The organism is Rhodococcus kronopolitis (genome assembly GCF_042654025.1).
In the GTDB taxonomy this organism is placed as follows: Bacteria; Actinomycetota; Actinomycetes; order Mycobacteriales; family Mycobacteriaceae; genus Rhodococcus_G; species Rhodococcus_G kronopolitis.
The window spans coordinates 173,610-191,937 of sequence record NZ_JBHSFO010000014.1 but is presented as its reverse complement, the minus strand read 5'-3'; the positions used below and the strand labels follow the sequence as shown (position 1 = coordinate 191,937).

General features: G+C 72.2%; 18 protein-coding genes. 12 read left to right on the top strand and 6 right to left on the bottom strand.

The genetic code is table 11. The annotated features are described in order from the left end of the window. Positions 1-49: 49 nt before the first annotated feature. Positions 50-1,246, bottom strand: a complete 1,197-nt coding sequence (locus ACFO6S_RS19505; protein ID WP_378419630.1) for an MFS transporter — start codon at positions 1,244-1,246, stop codon at positions 50-52. Between the two features lie 152 nt (positions 1,247-1,398). On the opposite strand from ACFO6S_RS19505, the gene ACFO6S_RS19500 reads away from it, so the two are divergent. Further along, positions 1,399-1,848, top strand: a complete 450-nt coding sequence (locus ACFO6S_RS19500) for a MarR family winged helix-turn-helix transcriptional regulator (protein WP_378419629.1) — start codon at positions 1,399-1,401, stop codon at positions 1,846-1,848. 15 nt (positions 1,849-1,863) lie between these two features. On the opposite strand, the gene ACFO6S_RS19495 is transcribed toward ACFO6S_RS19500, so the two are convergent. The 4 genes from ACFO6S_RS19495 to ACFO6S_RS19480 all read right to left on the bottom strand — a co-directional run bounded on the left by ACFO6S_RS19495 (position 1,864) and on the right by ACFO6S_RS19480 (position 6,845). Then, positions 1,864-3,129: an MFS transporter gene (locus ACFO6S_RS19495; protein ID WP_378419628.1), complete on the bottom strand. Its 1,266-nt coding sequence runs from the start codon at positions 3,127-3,129 to the stop codon at positions 1,864-1,866. Positions 3,130-3,206: 77 nt separating this feature from the next. After that, a complete protein-coding gene (locus ACFO6S_RS19490; RefSeq protein WP_378419627.1) occupies positions 3,207-3,503 on the bottom strand; it encodes a DUF2470 domain-containing protein in 297 nt (98 codons plus the stop codon). Positions 3,504-3,552: 49 nt separating this feature from the next. Next, the gene (locus ACFO6S_RS19485; protein ID WP_378419626.1) at positions 3,553-6,069 is read right to left on the bottom strand and encodes an ABC transporter permease; all 2,517 of its coding nucleotides are present in this window, start codon (positions 6,067-6,069) and stop codon (positions 3,553-3,555) included. After that, positions 6,066-6,845 carry an ABC transporter ATP-binding protein gene (locus ACFO6S_RS19480; protein WP_378419625.1) on the bottom strand — a complete coding sequence of 260 codons (780 nt, stop codon included), beginning with the start codon at positions 6,843-6,845 and terminating at the stop codon, positions 6,066-6,068. Before ACFO6S_RS19480 ends, ACFO6S_RS19485 begins: the two co-directional genes overlap by 4 nt. 110 nt (positions 6,846-6,955) lie before the next feature. On the opposite strand from ACFO6S_RS19480, the gene ACFO6S_RS19475 reads away from it, so the two are divergent. The 3 genes from ACFO6S_RS19475 to ACFO6S_RS19465 are packed head-to-tail and all read left to right on the top strand — an operon-like array spanning position 6,956 to position 9,417. Further along, positions 6,956-8,206 (top strand): sensor histidine kinase, encoded by a 1,251-nt coding sequence (locus tag ACFO6S_RS19475; RefSeq protein ID WP_378419624.1) that lies wholly within the window; start codon positions 6,956-6,958, stop codon positions 8,204-8,206. Then, a complete protein-coding gene (locus ACFO6S_RS19470; RefSeq protein ID WP_378419623.1) occupies positions 8,194-8,832 on the top strand; it encodes a LuxR C-terminal-related transcriptional regulator in 639 nt (212 codons plus the stop codon). The genes ACFO6S_RS19475 and ACFO6S_RS19470 overlap by 13 nt, the downstream gene beginning before the upstream one ends. A gap of 39 nt (positions 8,833-8,871) precedes the next feature. Further along, positions 8,872-9,417, top strand: coding sequence for a hypothetical protein (locus tag ACFO6S_RS19465; RefSeq protein ID WP_378419622.1), 546 nt, complete (start codon positions 8,872-8,874; stop codon positions 9,415-9,417). Positions 9,418-9,481: 64 nt separating this feature from the next. On the opposite strand, the gene ACFO6S_RS19460 is transcribed toward ACFO6S_RS19465, so the two are convergent. Next, positions 9,482-10,267: an enoyl-CoA hydratase/isomerase family protein gene (locus tag ACFO6S_RS19460; RefSeq protein WP_378419621.1), complete on the bottom strand. Its 786-nt coding sequence runs from the start codon at positions 10,265-10,267 to the stop codon at positions 9,482-9,484. Between the two features lie 170 nt (positions 10,268-10,437). On the opposite strand from ACFO6S_RS19460, the gene ACFO6S_RS19455 reads away from it, so the two are divergent. The 8 genes from ACFO6S_RS19455 to ACFO6S_RS19420 all read left to right on the top strand — a co-directional run bounded on the left by ACFO6S_RS19455 (position 10,438) and on the right by ACFO6S_RS19420 (position 18,309). Next, positions 10,438-11,520, top strand: a complete 1,083-nt coding sequence (locus ACFO6S_RS19455; RefSeq protein ID WP_378419620.1) for an NrtA/SsuA/CpmA family ABC transporter substrate-binding protein — start codon at positions 10,438-10,440, stop codon at positions 11,518-11,520. A 1-nt stretch (position 11,521) separates the two neighbouring features. Further along, positions 11,522-12,391 carry an ABC transporter permease gene (locus tag ACFO6S_RS19450; protein ID WP_378419619.1) on the top strand — a complete coding sequence of 290 codons (870 nt, stop codon included), beginning with the start codon at positions 11,522-11,524 and terminating at the stop codon, positions 12,389-12,391. Then, positions 12,388-13,185 (top strand): ABC transporter ATP-binding protein, encoded by a 798-nt coding sequence (locus tag ACFO6S_RS19445; RefSeq protein WP_378419618.1) that lies wholly within the window; start codon positions 12,388-12,390, stop codon positions 13,183-13,185. Before ACFO6S_RS19450 ends, ACFO6S_RS19445 begins: the two co-directional genes overlap by 4 nt. A gap of 10 nt (positions 13,186-13,195) precedes the next feature. Further along, positions 13,196-14,242, top strand: coding sequence for an ABC transporter substrate-binding protein (locus ACFO6S_RS19440; RefSeq protein WP_378419617.1), 1,047 nt, complete (start codon positions 13,196-13,198; stop codon positions 14,240-14,242). After that, a complete protein-coding gene (locus tag ACFO6S_RS19435) occupies positions 14,239-15,339 on the top strand; it encodes an LLM class flavin-dependent oxidoreductase (RefSeq protein ID WP_378419616.1) in 1,101 nt (366 codons plus the stop codon). The genes ACFO6S_RS19440 and ACFO6S_RS19435 overlap by 4 nt, the downstream gene beginning before the upstream one ends. Further along, entirely contained in the window at positions 15,336-16,523 is a 1,188-nt protein-coding gene (locus ACFO6S_RS19430) for an LLM class flavin-dependent oxidoreductase (protein ID WP_378419615.1), read from the top strand. The genes ACFO6S_RS19435 and ACFO6S_RS19430 overlap by 4 nt, the downstream gene beginning before the upstream one ends. A gap of 28 nt (positions 16,524-16,551) precedes the next feature. After that, the gene (locus ACFO6S_RS19425; RefSeq protein WP_378419614.1) at positions 16,552-17,259 is read left to right on the top strand and encodes a class II aldolase/adducin family protein; all 708 of its coding nucleotides are present in this window, start codon (positions 16,552-16,554) and stop codon (positions 17,257-17,259) included. Between the two features lie 102 nt (positions 17,260-17,361). Continuing rightward, positions 17,362-18,309: an ABC transporter substrate-binding protein gene (locus ACFO6S_RS19420; RefSeq protein ID WP_378419613.1), complete on the top strand. Its 948-nt coding sequence runs from the start codon at positions 17,362-17,364 to the stop codon at positions 18,307-18,309. Positions 18,310-18,328 lie beyond the last annotated feature (19 nt).

The following is an 18,328-nucleotide window of genomic DNA, read 5'->3' as shown; positions in this document are numbered from 1 at the left end:
TGGTATGCGTACGTGTGGGTTTGGCTTGGCGGTCGCCTGGGGTGTCCCGTCAGGCCTCGGCGAGTTCGCCGGCGCGTGGTGCAGGGTCCACGGCGGCGCGGCCGCGTGCCTTTCCGGCGGCCACGGCCATCACGACGACGGCGAGTGCGGTGATGCCGGCACCGGCCCAGATCGGCGAGGTGTAGCCGAGACCGGCGGTGATCGTCACCCCGCCGATCCAGGCACCGAGGGCGTTGCCGAGGTTGAAGGCGCCGATGTTGGCGCCGGACGCCAGGGTGGGAGCGTCACTGGCGTACGCCATCACCCGCATCTGCAGCCCGGGCACGGTGGCGAAACCGAAGACGCCCATCAGCAGCAGGGACGCGACCGCCATCGCCGGACTCTCAGCGGTGACGGCGAAGACGGCCAGCACGACGGTCAGGGCGGACAGCACCACCAGCAGGGTGGCGTCGACGTTGCGGTCGGCGGCCTTGCCGCCCAGGGTGTTTCCGACGAAAAGCCCGATTCCGAAGATCATCAGCAACCAGGGCACGGTCGCGCTGCCGAAGCCACTGACGGAGGTGAGGGTGAAGGCGATGTAGGTGAACGCGCCGAACATGCCGCCGTATCCGAGGATCGTGACCAGGATCGACAGCCACACCTGGCCGGACCTGAAGGCACGCAGTTCGCCGCGCAGGCCGTCGGCACCCGCGGTGCCGCGGCCGGTGTTCGGCACCAGGGCGAGGATGCCGACGAGCGCCACCACCCCGATCGCCGAGATCACCCAGAACGTCGAGCGCCAGCCCGCGGCCTGCCCCAGCAGGGTGCCGAACGGCACGCCGAGGACGTTGGCCGCGGTCAGCCCGGTGAACATGACGGCGATCGCGCCTGCCTTCTTGTTCGGCGCAACCATGTCGGCGGCGACCACCGCGCCGATGCCGAAGAAGGCGCCGTGGCAGAGCGCCGCGACGACGCGGCCGAGCAGCATCATGGAGTAGGAGGGCGCCAGCGCCGACAGCGCGTTGCCCGCGACGAACAGGACCATCAGCGCGGCGAGCACGGGTTTGCGGGGCAGGCGGGTGACGGCTGCGGTCAGGGCGAGGGCGCCCACGACGACGCTGAGCGCGTAGCCGGAGATCAGCCAACCGGCCGTGGCCTCGCTGACGCCGAAGTCCGAGGCCACCTCCGGCAGCAGGCCCATGATGACAAACTCCGTCAGGCCGATGCCGAACCCTCCGATGGCGAGGGCGATGAGGCCGATGGGCATGTTGGGAACTCCTTAGAGAACTGCGTCCGAGCAGTTGGTGCGCGTACGCTGCTAGTTGCAGGCGCGGCCTAAATTGTTGCATGAGCGGATATGCCGCGCAAGCAACTATTTGGTCGGCGAGCTGTAACGATCGTCACGGGAAGGAGTAGCGGGTGGGCATCAAGGACGACGCAGTCGAGGTCAGGTCGCAGGGCTGGCGGACCCTGGCCGCGCTGCACGGACTGATCGAGTCCGAGTTGGAGCGGTCCCTGCAGGCGCACGCGGAGCTCTCGGTGGTGGAGTACACCGTCCTGGACGCGTTGAGCCGGCAGGACGGTTGGCACATGCGCATGCAGCAGCTGGCCCGCGCCACCGCGCTCAGTGCCAGCGCCACCACGCGGCTTGTGAACCGGCTGGAGGGTCGTGGGCTGCTGACGCGGATCCTGTGCGAGGACGATCGCCGCGGCATCTACACCGAGCTCACCCCGGCCGGCCGGGCGTTGCTGGAGGAGGCCCGGCCGGTTCACGACGCGACGCTTGAACGCGCGCTCGCGGACGCGCAGGAGGTGCCGGAACTCGCCGCACTGGTGCAGGCGCTGCCCCTGCTGCACGCCCCGGGTTAGGGCCGGGCCTGCGCCTCACTCGCGGTACGAACGGGCAACCTCGGATTCGACAACCTTGGCGTCGAGCTCGTGCAACGCGGGCAGCGCGAAGCAGATGGCGGCGATCACGACGACCGGGATCGCCAGGACGAAGAAGGTGGTGCGGATGCCGACGGAGTCGATCAGCGGGCCGGCCAGCAGGTAACCGAGCGGCCCGGCGGCGTACGCCGTCGACGTCATCACCCCGACCACCCGGCCGCGCATGTGCTCGGGGCTGCGGGTCTGCATGGCGTAGTTCGCGATCGGCCCGACGGGGCCGAACACCAGCCCGACCATCAGTGCCAGGGTGAGCAGCACCCACAGCGGGGGCAGGAACGCCATGGCGACCATGCACAGGCCGAGCGCGCTGACGGCCAGCAGCATCAGCGTGCGCCGCCGGACGCGGGCGGCGAGCGCGCCGTAGGCGAGCGCGCCGATCACGCCGCCGACGGCCATTGCCATCAGCACCCAGCCGAGCTGGGCGGGCTGGTCGAGCTCGGTGAAGTAGGCGGGGAACAGCACGCTCTCGACCGGCATGTACAGCGCGACGATCGCCATGTCGACCAGGGCGAGGGTGCGCAGCAACCTGTTGCGCCAGACGAACTTCAGTCCGTCGAGGGTGCCGGTCCACATCGACTCCGGACGGGTGGCGTGGTCGGGCTTCCCGGCGCCGTCGAGGCGCAGGAACGCGATGGTGACGATCGACGCGAGGAAGCAGGCCGCGGTCACCCACAGGGTGTTGACCGCGCCGACGGTCGCGATCAGCACGCCGCCAACGCCGGGGCCGATCAGGTACGCCACGTTGTAGTTCGCCTCGTACAGGCTGTTCGACCGGTCCAGCGACCAGCCCGCCGCCCTGGTCGCGGCCGGGAGCATGGACTCGCGGGCCGCGATGCCGGCCGGGTCGAAGGTCGCGCCGAGGGCGGCCAGGGCCGCGAGCACCGGCACCGACAGGCCGGCCGTCGCGGCCATCAGCGGGATCAGCGACACCGAGACCGCGGACAGGAAGTCGGAGACCAGGGAGGTCCGCCGCCGCCCGAACCGGTCCACCACCGTCCCGGAGAACAGGCTCGACAGCAGCAGCGGGAGGGTGGCGGCGCCCGCGACGATCGCCGCGTCGGTGGCCCGTCCGGTGCGCTCGAGCACCAGCCACGGCAACGCGACGATGGTGATTCCGTTGCCGGTCGCCGACAGCAGCGTGGCCAGGTTGATCAGTGCCAGCGGGCTGTACCGACGGGCGGCGGTGGCCGTCGTCGCAGTCATGTCGGGGTTCCTTCAGGACGGGGGAGACACGACTCGACGCTATCGGTCCCGGGTCGGCCGCGCGACCGACTTTGTCGTCAGTGGGTGTCGGGCTGCACGCCGAGCCGCTCGCACGCCGCCTGGTAGAGCGCGACCACCTCGGTGCGGATCGAACCGCGGTCGGTGACCGGACCCAGCCACGGCACCCGCACCGCCGTCTCGGCGCCGTCCACCTCGGCCGCCCACTCGCCTGCCTCGGTGTCCAGGCCCGTCATCCGGGCCGCGGTCGCGGACGGCTCGCCGAAGGCGCGCACGATGAGCAGGTTGTCGGCGGTGTGGTCGCCGTTCATGTGGCCGGTGACGGCGGCGATGACGGAGTCGTCGAAGGAGGTCATGGTCGGAGCCTAGGCTGCCGCGGAATCGGGGCGGGCGCGCGGTGGCGTCCTACTCGCGGGAGCCGATGGCCGCGACCGGGTCGGACCGCATCGTCGTCCGGGTCGGGATCGCGATGGCCACCAGCCCCAGCAGCACGGTCACCGCGATGATCGCCGCGTAGGTGGCGGGAGAGACCGCAGGCACCGGCTGCCCCGACACCCCGATGCTCACCCCCACCAGCGGCGGCAACGCGATCAGTGAGCCCACCACCGACGCGATCACCACCACGATCACCGACTCGGCCCGCATCATGGCCCGCACCTGTCGCCGGGTCGACCCGACCAGTCGCAGCAGCGCGAACTCGCGGCCGCGTTCGGCGGTCGCCATCACCAGCGTGTTGACCACCGCGACCGCGAGGTACGCCAGCAGCACCGCCAGTGCGATCAGGTTGGTCCAGGACTGTGCGTCGCGCTCGGCCGCGCCGGCGGCACCGAGTTCGTCCCGGTCGGTGGTCGCGAAACCCGCCGCGGTCAGCGCCGCGTCCACCTCGGTCTGCCTGCCGGGTTCGGTACGGACGAGCACGTAGTCGTCGAGCCCGCTGGTGGTGTGCGCGCGGACCGTCTCGTTCGGCAGCGTGACGTCGCCGAAGCCGAGGCCGCGCCCGTAGGTGGCGACCAGCGTCGGCGCGATCGGGGTGCCGTCGCCGAGGTGCAACGGAACCACGGCGCCCACCCGCGCCCCCGCTGATTGCGCGGCGTCCGCGCTCAGCGCCACGGTGTCCGGGCCTGTGAGGGCCGCGATGTCACCGCTGACCACCCTCAGGTCCATCGTCGACGCGGTCGACGCCGGGTCGACGCCCTGCACCGCGTACGGCAGGGTGCTGGTCGTGTCGCCGGACTGGCGGGTGAAGTACGCCTGGCTGCGGGCCACCGGATTCGCCGCCTGGACCCCGGGTGTCCGGGCGATCGCGTCGACGGCGTCGGAGGCCAGTCCGCCGGTCCCGCCGCCGACCAGGAGATCCGCGGTGACGCCCTCCCTCGACTGGACGCCTGCCTCCGCCGCCACCGTGCTCTGGGCGAATATCTGCACCGACCCGATCGCGATCGCCAGGGCGAGCGGGGTGATCGCGGAGGCGAGGCGCCGGGCGTTGCCACGGGTGTTCGCGGCCGCCAGGAACAGCGACGGTGAACCCGAGCGGCGCAGCGGGCCGCCGAGCAGGGCGATCGCGCCGGAGACCAGCCGCGGCCCGAGCAGCGCCACCGAGATCATCAGCAGCACAGCCGAACTCCCGGCGCCGGCCACCGCCGCCTCGCCGGGTACCACGGCGGGCAGCATCGAGACGGTGAGCCCGCCGACGCCGAGCGCCAGGCCGGTGACCATCCGTCCGCGACCGAGCCTGGCCGGGGTCGCCGACGCTTCCTGCAGGGCGTCCATCGGGTTGATCCGGGCCGGTCGGCGCGCCGCGACCGCGGCGGCCACTCGGGCGGTCGCCACGCTGAGCAGCACCGCCGCCAGCGCCGGCAGCGGGCTGAAGGCCAGCGCGAAGTCGGCAGGCAGGATCCCGGCGCCTGCGAACCGCGCCCGCAGCCAGCCGGCGAGCAGGAACCCGGGGAGGGCGCCCACGGCGGCGGCGATGCTCGCGACCAGCATCACCTCGCGGCCGACGAGTCGGTGGATCTGCCCCGGCGTCGCGCCCACCGCCCGGAGCAGTGCGAACTCCCGCCTGCGCTGCTGGATCGACAGCGAGAGGGTGCTCGCCACCACGAACATGGCGATCAGCACCGCGGTGCCGGCGAACGAGACGCCGATCATCACCAGTTGGGTTCGCGCGCCGCCGGAGTCGAGGAACTCCGCGTCGCCGCGGGCCGCGCCGGTGTACACGTCCGCCCCGGGCAGCCGTTGCCGGATCTCGTCGGCCAGGGTCGCCGCAGACACGCCCTCGCGGCCGGTCACCCCGACGGCCGCGACCCGGTCGGGGTGCGGCGAGAGCGCGGCGGCCCGCTGGTCGGTCACGAAGACATGCGCGGCGCGGTCGGGGCTCGGCCCCGCGCTCGCGGCCGCGACGCCCACCACCGTGTAGTCGGCGGCGGATCCGCCGTGCGCCAACGCGACCCGGTCGCCGATCTCAGCCGGCTGGGCGTCGTCGACGACCACCTCGTGCGGGCCGTCCGGGGCCCGGCCTTCACGAATCTCGTAGGGCGTCAACGCCGCCGAGCCCCAGCCGTGTGCCTCGACGGGCCGGCCGGACCAGGTCAGCGGGACCGTGACGTCGGCAACGGCCCACGCCACGCCGGGGAGGGCGGCCAGGTCCGCGGCCGTGCCGGCCGCCAGCGGAGCCCGTTCCGCGAACGGCTGGTCGACCTCCTCCTTGACGTCGAGGCTCTGTCGGCCGCCGACGACGACGTCGGCGCCCGCGTACCGCTGCGGCTCGATGCCGCCGCGGACCCCGGACTCGATCAGCACCCCCAGCCCGGTCACCAGCAGGGCCGCGAAGAACACCGCGACGAACATGCCGGCGAACCCGCCGCGATGGCGCCGGATGTTGGCACCGGCCAGCGTCGTCACCGACGACCTCCGCACGGTCACCACTCCCCGAGCCGGGTCATGTGGTCGGCGACCTGCTGCGCGCTCGGACGGTCGAGGTGACCGACGAAGGCGCCGTCGGCGAGGAAGAGCACCCGGTCCGCGTGGGACGCGGCGACCGGGTCGTGGGTCACCATCACCACGGACTGGTCGAGCTCGCGGGCGGTGCGGCCCAACAGTTCCAGCACCTGGCGGCCGGTCCGGGAGTCCAGCGCGCCGGTCGGCTCGTCGGCGAACACGGCGTCGGGCCGGGTCACCAGGGCGCGGGCGATGGCCACTCGCTGCTGCTGGCCGCCGGACAGTTCCGAGGGGCGTCGCCCGCGGAAGTCGGTCAGGCCGACGGCGCCGATCACGAAGTCGAGCCAGCCGTGGTCGGCCTTCCGGCCGGCGAGGAGCAGCGGCAGGGTGATGTTCTGCTCCACCGACAGCGCGGGCAGCAGGTTGTAGGCCTGGAAGACGAAGCCGACGTGATCGCGCCGGAACACGGTCAGCGCCTTCGGCTTCATCCGGGAGATGTCGGTGTCGCCGAGCCGCACCGACCCGGTGCTCGGCTGGTCGAGGCCGGCCGCGCAGTGCAGGAAGGTGCTCTTGCCGGAGCCGGACGGACCCATGACCGCGGTGAAGGTGCCGTGGGGCAGGGCGAGGCTGACCCCGCGCAACGCGGTGACGGCGCCGCTGCCGGTGCCGTACGTCTTGGTGACGCCGTCGAGCCGGATGGCGGCCGGCGGCGAGCCGGGCGCCGGAGGCGCAGCGGCGGTCTGCATGGCATGTGTCGTCATGGGTACCAACGCTATTGAGGGCGTGGGCGGGTTTCGATCCGGCGGACTACCGGAAAGATGGTGTAGCTGGCTGTACCGACACGGCCCGGCGGGTGCGGCATGCTGGGTTCATGACGACGAGCGCACGACTGCGGCAGTGGGGGCGTGCGCTCGCCTATCTGGTGGTCGAGGGCGTCGCCGGGGTGGCGTCGATGGTGTTGCTGGTCGTCGGACTGGTCCTGACGCCGTTCCTGCTGCTCGGCCCGGGCTGGCTGGTGGCGCCTGCGGCAGTGCGGGTGCTGCGCGGGTGGACCACGCTGGCGCGGCGCCGGACGGGACGGTTCACCGGTGAACCGGTCGGCGAGCGGTACCCGCCGATCCCGGCAGCCCCGACGTTCGAGGACCTGCGACGACTGGTCACCGCGCCGTCGACGCTCCGGGACGCGGGCTGGGTTGGCGTGCACGCGCTGGTCGCGCCCGTCGCGGCGCTGCTCGCCGTCGCACTCCCGGCGGGCGCGCTGAACTCCCTGCTCATCCCCGCGTACTGGCAGGCGATGCCGGCGGACGAACCGGTGAGCAACCTGTACCCGGTGACCTCCTGGTGGGGCGCGGCGGCGATGCCGTTGATCGGGATCGGGTACGCCGTTCTCGCCCTGTGGCTGGTGCCGGCGATGGCGCGCGGGATGTGCGCGGTGACCCGGCGACTGCTGGCCCCGACCCGGGAGTCGCAGCTGGCGCAGCGGGTGAGCGCGCTGACCGCGAGCCGCGCCGCGGCCCTCGACGCGCACGCCGCGGAGCTGCGGCGGATCGAGCGGGACCTGCACGACGGCGCACAGAACAAGCTGGTGGGGGTGGTGATGATGCTCGGCATCGCGGAGCGGTCCCTGACGACGAACCCGGAGCAGGCGCTGCCGCAACTGCGCCGGGCGCAGGACGCCGCCACCGACGCGCTCGCCGGGTTGCGCACCCTGGTCCACGACATCTACCCGCCGATCCTCGACGAGCTCGGTCTCGACGGCGCGTTGTCGGCGCTGGCCGGCCGGTGCCCGGTGCCGTGCACCCTCGACGTCGACGGCCTGCGCCGGGCACCCGCGGCGGTGGAGTCGGCCGCGTACTTCGTGGCGGCGGAGGGGCTGACGAACGTCGCCAAGCACAGTGGGGCGGGCCGGGTCACCCTCACCGCGACGACCGACGTCGGACCGTCCGGCGAGGTGCTGCGGATCGTGGTCGCCGACGACGGGCGCGGCGGCGCCACCGCACGTGCGGGTGGCGGCCTGGCCGGGATCCGGCGTCGGGCAGAGGCTTTCGAGGGAAACGTGGAACTGGTGAGCCCCGACGGTGGGCCGACGACGCTGAGAGTGGAGTTGCCGTGCGGATCGTGATCGCGGAGGACGACGCGCTGCTGCGGGAGGGCCTGGCCCTGCTGTTGCGCAGTGAGGGATTCGATGTCGTTGCGGCGGTGGACAACGCGGACGGCTTCCTCGAGGTGCTGGACTCCGTGGACGCCGCGGTGCTGGACGTGCGGATGCCGCCGACGTTCACCAACGAGGGGCTGCAGGCGGCGGCGGAGGCGCGGCGGCGCCGACCGGGATTCCCGGTGCTGGTGCTCTCCGCGTACGTCGAGGACCGGTACGCGGGCGGGCTGCTCGCGGACGGCGCCCACGGCCTGGGCTACCTGCTCAAGGAACGGGTCGGCAAGGTCGCCGAGTTCGTCGACGCCCTGCGGCGCGTGGCGGCCGGGGGCACCGTGATGGACCCCGAGGTGATCTCGCAGCTGATGAGCCGGCGCCGCGCCGACGACCCGATCCGCTCGCTCACCCCGCGTGAGACCGAGGTGCTCGGACTGATGGCGGAGGGCCTGGACAACACCACCATCGCGACAAGGCTGGTGGTCAGCGAGACCGCGGTGAGCAAGCACATCGGCAACATCTTCGCCAAGCTCGGCCTGTCCGCGGCCGACAGCGGGCACCGCCGGGTGCTCGCGGTGCTGGCGTACCTGCGGGGGTAGTCGTACGGTCGGATGGTCGTCCCGAACCAAGGGAGTGCCATGACCGATCACCGCGGCCTGCCCGGCGTCGCGCCCGATGCCGACGTCCCGAGCGAGAACGGCGTCCGGAAGACCCGGTGGGACCGGCTGCGCCACGAATGGCATCACCGGCTCGACCCCAGTGAGCAGTCGGCGGTCATCTCCTGGGCTGCCTTCACCGTGACGTTCGGGTCGGTCCGGGTGCTGACGCACTGGATCCGCGCCGGACACGGCCCGGCCGGCGGCGGAATCAGCCTGGGCGGACGGCACTTCCACCACTACAACATCGGCATCGCGCTGCTCGGCGCGGTCGGCGCGGTGGCCACGCGCGGCTCGGAGAAGGACCGACGGCACCCGGCGGTGGCGATGGCCTACGGCTCGGGCGGCGCGCTGATCGTCGACGAGCTGGCGCTGCTGCTCGACCTCGAGGACGTGTACTGGGCCAAGGAGGGCCGCACCAGCGTCGACGCCGCGGTCGCGGTGATCGCGGCAGGGGCGACATTCTTTGCCGGACTGCCGTTCTGGCCGTCCGCGGGGAAGGTGCTGGGCGCGCCCGTCGACCGGTGAGGTCGCGGTCGGTCAGGCCCGGACGAGGCCGCCGAGGACGGGGCCTGTCGGCCGGCCAGGTCCTTCACCAGCCGGCGGGCAGCCCCGTGAAGTCCGGCGCCCGGCCCTCGGCGAACGCGGTGAGGGCCTCGCGGTTGGCGGGCCCGCCCATGAGTTCGCGGAAGCACTCGTTCTCCCGTTCGCGAGCCGCGTCGATCTCCGCCCGCAGCGGCGCGGTCATCGTCCGCTTGACCGCGATCAGACTCGAAATCGGCTTGGCCGCCAGCACTTCGGCGTGCCTGCGGGCCTCCGGCAGCAGGTCCTCGGGCTCGCAGACCCGCCAGACCAGGCCCATCTCCTTGGCCTGAGCCGCGTCGATCCACTCCGAGGACATCAGCACCCACGCCGCGTTCTGCCTGCCGATCAGGGCGGGCAGGAGGTAGCTCGACGCGGCCTCGGGGGCCACGCCCAGCCCGGTGAACGGGCACTTGAGGCGCGCGTCGCTCGACATGAACGCCAGGTCGGCGAACCCGAGGACGGTCGCGCCGAGGCCCAGTCCGATGCCGTTGACCGCGCAGATCAGCGGCTTGGGGAACGCCACCAGGGCATCGAGCAGTCCGCGAAAGCCGTGCTTGCCGGGTTTGAAGTCCGGATCGGTGGTGCGCGATTGCATCTCACGTAGGTCGGTGCCTGCGGTGAAGGCCCGGCCGTTGCCGGTCAGCAGCACCACCGCCACGTCGGGGTCGGCGGCGGCGTCGAGCAGCGCCTCGGCGGTGGCGTCGTAGAGGGCCTCGTCGAAGGCATTGAGCGCGTCGGGCCGGTCGAGGGTCAGGGTCCGGACACGCTTGTCGTCCGCGATGAGGAGGCTCATCCCTGCATGCTAGAACGTGTGTCAGTTTTCCGGCGGGGTTCGGCGGCGGGGGCGTCCCCGACCGATCTGTCAACCCTTCCAACCAGCGGAAAGCTATAGCTAGCCAGGGGAAACCGCGGATCCTAGTTTTGGGGCACTGAACGACACGCCTTCGAACAGGAGCCCCGTACATGTCCCGCACCCGCCGACTGCCCCGAGCGCGCGCCGCGCTCGCGATCCTCCCCGTCGTCGCGCTGGTTGCCGCGTGCGGTTCGGGCAGCGACGACGCCGCCGCGACGGCCACGCCCGGCGCCGAGCCGACCTTCGTCCTCAAGGTCACCGACCCCGGCAACGCCGGCCCGCTCGCGGTCGGCAAGCGCGACGGCACCTTCGACAAGGCGTTGGCCCCGCTCGGCGCCGAGGTGGAGTGGGTCAAGGCGCCGCCTGCGTTCAGCGCCAACCTCAAGCTCTTCAACGCGGGCCAGCTCGACGTCTCCGGCGGCGCCTACAGCCCGGTGGTCGGCGCGCTCTCCAAGGACGTGGCCGTGCGGATCATCGCGGTGGCCGATCCGGTCGACCAGGACCAGAGCGGCATCATCGCCTCACCGGGTTCGGGGGTGAAGGAGGTCAAGGACCTCGTCGGCAAGCGCATCGCCGTCAACCCGGCGGGCAAGGGCGAGTACATCACCCTCAAGGCGTTGCGCCGGGCCAACATTCCGTTCGACCAGGTCGAGCGGGTGCCGCTGCAGCCGTCGGACGCGGCATCGGCCTTCTCCACCGGCCAGGTCGACGCGTGGGCCTCGTTCAACGACCCGTACCAGGAGGCCAAGGCCCGCGACGGCGTCGTCGAGATCGCGACCGAGGCATCCATCGACTCCAAGGACAACACGATCGTCGCCTTCCGCACCGCGGTGCTCGACGAGCGCCCCGATGTCGCGGCCAAGTACCTGGAGACGCTGCAGACCCTCACCGAGGCGCAGCGTAGCAACCCCGAGGACTACCAGAACGTCTTCGAGAAGGCGGGCCCGCGGGCGCTGTCCGGGGACCGGCTGGCCCGGGCGGTCGACCTCGGGCGCCGGGCGTCGGTGCCGCACTACCCGACCGCGGACGACGCGGCGGACCTGCAGGAGGTGGCGGACCTGTTCTTCCAGAACGGGGTGACCACTCGCGCGCTCACCGCGAACGACGTCTTCTACCCGTTGCAGGACAAGCTCGCCGGGTCCGCCCAGAACCCGTCCGCGCAGAACCAGTCCGCTCCCACCAAGGGGAACTGACATGGCGACCCTGACCGCGCCCCGCGTGACGGGCGGGACCACCGCCGCGGGTCGCGGCGGCCAACTCGAGCTGGAGGAGCCGCGCTACCGGGCCGGTCGCAGCCGGCCGCGCTGGGTGTCGATCCCGCTGCGCTTCCTGGTCCCGGCGCTGATCGTCGCCGTCTGGTGGATCGGCTCGGCTACCGGCGCCGTGCCGGAGGAGATCCTGGCCGGACCCCCGAAGGTGTGGTCCGCCTTCGCCGAGCTGTACCGGACCGGGCAACTGGTGGACTTCTCGATCGCGTCGTTCAAGCGTGCCGCGGTCGGTGTGCTGTTCGGCGTGGTGATCGGGCTGGTGCTCGGTGTGCTGGCCGGGCTGTCCAGCCTCGGTGAGGAACTCATCGACTCCACCATGCAGATCAACAGGGCCATCCCGTTCCTCGCGCTGGTGCCGCTGTTCATCGCCTGGTTCGGCATCGACGAGACCTTCAAGGTGCTGCTCATCGCGGTCGCCACCGTCGGCCCGATGTACGCCTACACCTACCTCGGGGTCCGCAACGTGGACCGCAAGATGGTCGAGGCCGCCCAGAGTTTCGGGCTGCGCGGCTGGCGGCTGGTGGTCGGCGCGATCCTGCCTGCAGCGCTGCCGGGAGTGCTGATGGCGCTGCGGATCTGCCTGTCCATCTCCATCACCGGTCTCATCGCCGCCGAGCAGGTCGGCACCCGCGAGGGCATCGGCTACCTGGTGACGCTGGCGCAGGAGTACAACCGCACCGACTACATGGTGCTGTGCGTGGTGCTCTACGCGGTGCTCGGGCTGGTCTTCGACGCCGTCGTCCGGGTCGTCGAGAAGTTCGCTATGCCGTGGCGCGGTCAGGTGGCGGTCCGATGAGCACCGACACACCCTTGCCGCCGTTGGCGATCCGCGAGCGCACCGCGACCGCGGCCAGCGCCCGCCGGGCCGGCGAGCCCGTCGCCGTCTCCCTGCGCGGGGTCCGCAAGGCCTTCGGCGACAAGATCGTCCTCGACGGCGTCGACCTCGAGATTCACCGGGGGGAGTTCGTGGTGCTGCTCGGGCCGAGCGGCACCGGCAAGACCACCCTGCTTCGGCTGCTCACCGGGCTCGAAAGGCCGGACGCCGGACGGATTCTGGTCCCTGGGCAGCGCACCACGGTCTACCAGGAACCGCGGCTGATCCCGTCCAAGCGGGTGCTGGCCAACGTCACCGTCGGCCAGCGGCGAACCGCGGCGAACCGGGCCCGCGCTGTGCGGGCGCTGGCCGAGGTGAATCTCGAGACCAAGGCCAGGCAGTGGCCGGCCACCCTCTCCGGCGGCGAGGCCCAGCGGGTCGCGTTGGCCAGGGCGCTGGTCCGGGAGCCGGAACTGCTGCTGCTCGACGAGCCGTTCGCCGCGCTCGACGCCCTGACCCGGCTGCAGATGCAGGACCTGGTCGGCGACCTGGTGGCCCGGCACCGGCCCGCGGTGCTGCTGGTCACCCACGACGTCGACGAGGCCGTGCGCCTGGCCGACCGGGTGCTGATCCTCAACGAGGGCCGCTTCGCCGTCGACGTGGACATCGACCTGGCCCGACCCCGTGACCGCACCGATCCCGAGTCGCTGCGCTACCGCGCGGCATTTCTCGCCGAACTCGGAGTCGGCCGCGCCGCCTCCGCCGAAACCACCTAAGGAGCACGTGATGACCGCAGTAGCCGACACCTCACTCGACACCCTCTGGTACACCCGTTGCCCCGTACCCACCGCGAGCGGACTCGCACACAGCCTCGGCTGGCTCGCCGACACCGCCGCCGACTCGGGAGTGCGCCTGGGCGTGCTGCAGGACGCCGGCCCCGAGCTGGCTGTCCGCCACTTCGACCACCAGCTGCTCGGGCTGGTTCGCGAGGGCGGCAACGTCCCCGCGATCGCCGCCCGCGCCCAGGGCTCACCCACCCGGCTGATCGGGCTCACCTGGATCGACGAGTCGCAGGCCATCCTCGTCGGCCCCGAGTCCGCGGTCGCGGGTCCGTCCGACCTGGCCGGGCTGCGGATCGGCGTCCCGGCCTGGGCGCAGGACCAGGCGCGAAGCTTCCCGCGGGCCATGGCCCTGCACGGCTTCGCCAACGCGCTGCGCCTCGGCGGACTGACGCTTGCCGACGTGACGACCGTAGAGGTCGACGTCGAGCGGAACCCCCAGGTGCGCAACAGTGTTCAGTCCGAGCGCCGCACCACCACGTGGGGTGTCGACGAGCTGCTGCGCGGCGACGTGGACGCGATCTACGTCAAGGGCGCCCGAGCCCAGGAGGTGGCCCGCGAGCACGGCCTGCGGGTCGCGGTGGACCTCGACGCCACCGACGCGAAGCGCCTGCGTGTGAACAACGGCACCCCGCGGCCGATCACCGTGCACGCCGACCTGCTCGAGTCCCGGCCCGAGCTGGTGGTCGGGTTCCTGGCGCAGAGCCTGCGCGCCGCGGACTGGGCGGCCGGCAACCTCGACCGGGTCCGCGAGGTCCTCGCCCGCGAAACCCTCGCCGGCCCCGAGGGGGTCGCGGCCGCCTACCGGGACGGCTTCCACCTTGACCTGCACCCGTCGCTGTCCGACGAGCGGGTCGAGCTGATCGACATCCAGAAGCAGTTCCTCTACACGCACGGCTTCCTGCCCGCGGACTTCGACCTCGAGTCCTGGGTGGCCCGCGAGCCGCTCGAGCGGGCCCGCGAACTGCTGGACTCCGGAAAGGCGGCATCATGACCGAGTTCCTCTGGCAACTGCCCTCCCGCGGCGACGGCAGGCACGCGGCGCCCGGCACTCGCAACCGCGGCGGCTTCGGCGGACCGCAGGTACCCACCGTGGCAACGGACCTGCGCCCCGGCAACTTCGGGCCCTTCGACGACCTCGGCCAGATCGTGCTGGCCGCGGAGCTCTCCGGCCTCGACGGGGTGCTCGCGCCCTACGACCCGCTGGGGGAGGAGTCGTGGATCGTCGGCGGCGGGGCCCTGCGCGACACCCGGCACGCCCGGGTGGTCGTCGAGTTCCATCCGGCGTTCGGCACCCCGGTCTACGCGGCCAAGGTGTCCGCGACGCTGCAGCGCCTGTCCGCCGGCCGGCTGGCCTGGCGGATCCAGGTGGAGACCGACGAGGCCGACGCACGGGCCCGAGGTGACCGGGTCACCGGCGCCGACCGGTACGCCCGCGCCGCTGAGTTCCTCGCGGTGGCCCGCGGCGTGTGGAACGAGTCTCCGCTCGCCGGTGCCGGATTCGCGGGCACCGACTTCCACTTCACCGGCGAGTACTTCGACGTCGTCGACGGTGGGTTCCGCGGGATCCTGTCCGGACTGCCGTTCCCGACGGTGTACCTGTCCGGTTCCTCGGACGAGGCGTTGGACCTGTCGGCGAGCCACGGCGACGTGCACCTGTTCACCGAGACAGTCGACGGTCTCGGCGACCTGGTCGCCGCGCTGGCCGAGCGGGCCGCCGCGCGGGGGCGCACCGTGCGGGCCGGGCTGGAGCTGCCGGTCATCGCCCGTGAGAGCGAGGACGAGGCCTGGGCGCGGGTCGAGCGGCAGTGGCGCGAGGTCCATCCCGACAGTCCCGTCGCCCATGAGCTCGACCTCGGCGACGGACGCTGGGCCGGGTTCACCGAGCTGGGCTACGACGAGCCGATCGGACTGGTCGGCAGCTACGAGCAGGTGGCGCAACGGCTCTCGGAGTACGTCGAGGCCGGCATCGACAGCTTCGTCCTCACCGGGCGCCCGCACATCGAGGAACTGCACCGCGCCGGCGAGCACCTGCTGCACCTGGTGGACCCGGCCGGACGCACCATCGCAGGACAGGAGGCCACCGCATGAGCACCGACTTCTACTGGCGGATCGGGATGGAGGGCGACCACGCGTCGCTGCGCACCCCGCGCCGCTACAACCGTGGCCACGCGAACGGCTACGGCCCGGGCAACATCGCGCCCGCCATCCGCGGCGGCGAACTGGACGGCTACGGGTACATCGACCACATCGCCGCCGTGGCCAAGGCGTCCGAGTCGGCGGGGTTCCTCGGCGGGCTGCTGCCGTCGTTCCCGGTCACCGAGGACCCGTGGGCGGTGGCGTCGGCGCTGGCCCGCGAGACCACCACCTACAAGTTCATGGTCGCCTTCCAGCCGGGGTTCCTGCATCCGGTCCAGGCGGCGCGGATGTCGGCGAGCCTGCAGCGGGCCACCGGCGGCCGGCTGGTCTACAACATCATCAGCGGCGGCGGGGGACCGGCGCAGCTGTGGTGGGGCGACAAGGTCGACCACGACGACCGGTACGCCCGCACCAGCGAGTTCCTCGACGTGCTGCGCGGCGTCTGGGACGGCGACCCGTACCACCATCAGGGCCGGTTCTACGCGACCGACGGCGCCGCGCTGCCACCCGGCCTGGCCGGTCAGCCGTTCCCGGAGGTGTACTTCTCCGGGTCGTCGGCGGCCGCGGTGGGCGCCGCCGGGCGGCACTCGGACTACTACCTGTCCTGGCTCGAGCCGTTCGCGGACCTGCGTGCGAAGTTCGACGGCGTCCGCGCGCACGCCGAGAAGCTCGGTCGGACACCGAAGTTCGCGGTCCGCATCGACGTCGTCGCCCGGCACACCGAGGAGGCGGCCTGGGCCGAGATCGAGAAGGGCTGGGCCTTCGTGGACCGCGACGCGGCGAACAGGGCCGCGCAGGGCGACTCGGTCGGCGCCGCCCGCATCAAGGGCTGGGTGCCGGAGAACATCACCGGCTACCGGGACCTCGAGGTCCAGCCGAACGTGTGGTGCGGGTTCAGCCTGATCCGCGGCGGCCCCGCGTTCGGCCTGGTCGGCAGCTACGAGCAGGTCGCGCAGCGCCTCGACGAGCTGCGCGAGCTCGGTGTCGACGCGTTCATCCTCGCCGGAAATCCGCACCTCGAGGAGGCGTACCGCATCGGCGAGGAGGTCCTCCCGCTGCTGCAGGCGGCTCCGCCGCCCGTGACTCCTCTTGGTCCCTCTGGGGGCCAGAAGGACTCACGGCTCCTCATTCCCTGACTCACCCTCGAACTCTCCAGGAGAAACCATGACCACCACCGAATCCCGCATCTCCGAGACCGTTGCCACCTTCGTCGCGAGCGCCACCCGAGAGGCGGAGAAGGCATTCCGTGTCTTCCGCGAGACCGGCACGGTCTCCGCCAACGGCACCGTGAACTTCGTCGAAAGGGTGCCCGGCGAGGAGATTGCCGTCGCCCTCAACGAGCCCGGCCCGTGGGCGGACGACCGCACCGTCGAGCCCGTCGTCGCCACCTTCGACGGCGAGGTGCTCTCCGGCCGTGGCTCCGCCGGCTTCGTCACCGCCTACGCCAAGGTGTTCCGCGAGCACCCGGAGATCACCTCGATCGTGCACGTGCACACCCCGTGGCTGGGCGGCTTCGCGCAGACCCACAAGAGCCTGCCGATCCGGTACGCGGCCTCGCAGCGGCTGACCCTGTCCCGCGAGATCCCGCCGCACATCGACCGCAGTGTCGGCGCAGGCGAGTTCATCCTCGAGCAGTTGGTCCGCGACCCGGACCTGGTCGCGATCTTCGAGGCCAACGGCGGCGTCAACGTCATCGGCCGCGCCGGACTGCTCGACCTCGCGAAGTTCGTGGTCCTGCTCGAGGAGGGCGCGCAGTACCAGGCCATCGGCGAGTCCGTCGGCGGCACAGTCGAATTCGACACGACCAACCTCGTCGCCCAGTGGTCCCGGAGCGGCCTCGTCGACGAGGCCCGTCGCCGCGGACTCGTCTAGCCGGCCCCGCCGCTCGTGCGCGGTGGACGGGTCTGTGGACCCGTCCACCGCGCACGAGCACGAAGTGCCTGTTCAATCCGTCATCTCTCCAGGAGCGACCCCATGACCGTTCGCGTCGGCTACTTCCCGCACAACAACTCCCTGTTCGTCCTGCGGCACCGCGGGATCCTCGAGCGAGCGCTGCCCGACGTGGAATGGGTCGACCTGCGCGACCTTCCGGAGCCCGCGCCGGTGGACGTGAGGACCGCGTTGCCGAGCCTGCACTCGGACTGGCTGTTCGCCGAGGGCGGCTACGACGTCATCGGCACCGGCTTCACCCCGCCGATCACCGCGCTCGCCAAGGGCCACGACGTGGTCTACATCGGGATCTCGGGGCCGCGGATCGAGAACGGCCGCCTGGTCACCCTCGCCGGTTCCGGCATCGAGACCGTCACGGACCTGAAGGGCAGGCGCGTCGGCATCGCGCACGGGTCCTGGCAGACCAGCCTGCTGCTGCTCGCCCTGGACCGGGCGGGCCTGACCTGGGCGGACGTCGAGCCCGTGGACACCGGTGTGCACGAGGGCGGGGCAGCGCTGGTCGCCGGCGACCTCGACGCCTGGGTCGGGGCCTACCCCGGCCTGGCCGTCGTCGAGGGCGCCCACGACGTGCGCACCCTGGTCGAGACGGAGTCGCTGTTCGGTCACCAGTCGCTGTGGTTCACCAGCCGGGCCTTCGCGGAGCGCAACCCCGCGGCGCTCGGGGTCGTCGTCGCGGCGCTGCAGGAGTCCGACGCCTGGATCGAGGCGAACCCCCGCGAGGCGGCCCGGTACTTCGTCGAGGACGCCGTCGCCCGCGGTGGGCAGGCCGACCTGGACACCTGGGAACGGGCACTGCGCGGTCGCCCGTGGGGCATCCATCCGGTCGGCGAGGAGTTCCTCGACGAGCAGCAGCACACCGCGAACCTGTTGGCCGCCAACGGTCTGCTGCCGCGCAGCGTCGACGTGCGCGGTGCGGTGGTGCCGTGGATCGGCGACGCGGTGCAGGTCAGCAGGGCGGGCGCGACCGTCTGACCGTGATTCCGCTTCGTCG

Coding starts and splice junctions, on each gene's coding strand:
- ACFO6S_RS19505 (WP_378419630.1), bottom strand. CDS start 1,246: ATGCCCATCGGCCTCATCGCCCTCGCCATCGGAGGGTTCGGCATCGGC.
- ACFO6S_RS19495 (WP_378419628.1), bottom strand. CDS start 3,129: ATGACTGCGACGACGGCCACCGCCGCCCGTCGGTACAGCCCGCTGGCA.
- ACFO6S_RS19490 (WP_378419627.1), bottom strand. CDS start 3,503: ATGACCTCCTTCGACGACTCCGTCATCGCCGCCGTCACCGGCCACATG.
- ACFO6S_RS19480 (WP_378419625.1), bottom strand. CDS start 6,845: ATGACGACACATGCCATGCAGACCGCCGCTGCGCCTCCGGCGCCCGGC.
- ACFO6S_RS19475 (WP_378419624.1), top strand. CDS start 6,956: ATGACGACGAGCGCACGACTGCGGCAGTGGGGGCGTGCGCTCGCCTAT.
- ACFO6S_RS19465 (WP_378419622.1), top strand. CDS start 8,872: ATGACCGATCACCGCGGCCTGCCCGGCGTCGCGCCCGATGCCGACGTC.
- ACFO6S_RS19460 (WP_378419621.1), bottom strand. CDS start 10,267: ATGAGCCTCCTCATCGCGGACGACAAGCGTGTCCGGACCCTGACCCTC.
- ACFO6S_RS19455 (WP_378419620.1), top strand. CDS start 10,438: ATGTCCCGCACCCGCCGACTGCCCCGAGCGCGCGCCGCGCTCGCGATC.
- ACFO6S_RS19450 (WP_378419619.1), top strand. CDS start 11,522: ATGGCGACCCTGACCGCGCCCCGCGTGACGGGCGGGACCACCGCCGCG.
- ACFO6S_RS19445 (WP_378419618.1), top strand. CDS start 12,388: ATGAGCACCGACACACCCTTGCCGCCGTTGGCGATCCGCGAGCGCACC.
- ACFO6S_RS19440 (WP_378419617.1), top strand. CDS start 13,196: ATGACCGCAGTAGCCGACACCTCACTCGACACCCTCTGGTACACCCGT.
- ACFO6S_RS19435 (WP_378419616.1), top strand. CDS start 14,239: ATGACCGAGTTCCTCTGGCAACTGCCCTCCCGCGGCGACGGCAGGCAC.
- ACFO6S_RS19430 (WP_378419615.1), top strand. CDS start 15,336: ATGAGCACCGACTTCTACTGGCGGATCGGGATGGAGGGCGACCACGCG.
- ACFO6S_RS19425 (WP_378419614.1), top strand. CDS start 16,552: ATGACCACCACCGAATCCCGCATCTCCGAGACCGTTGCCACCTTCGTC.
- ACFO6S_RS19420 (WP_378419613.1), top strand. CDS start 17,362: ATGACCGTTCGCGTCGGCTACTTCCCGCACAACAACTCCCTGTTCGTC.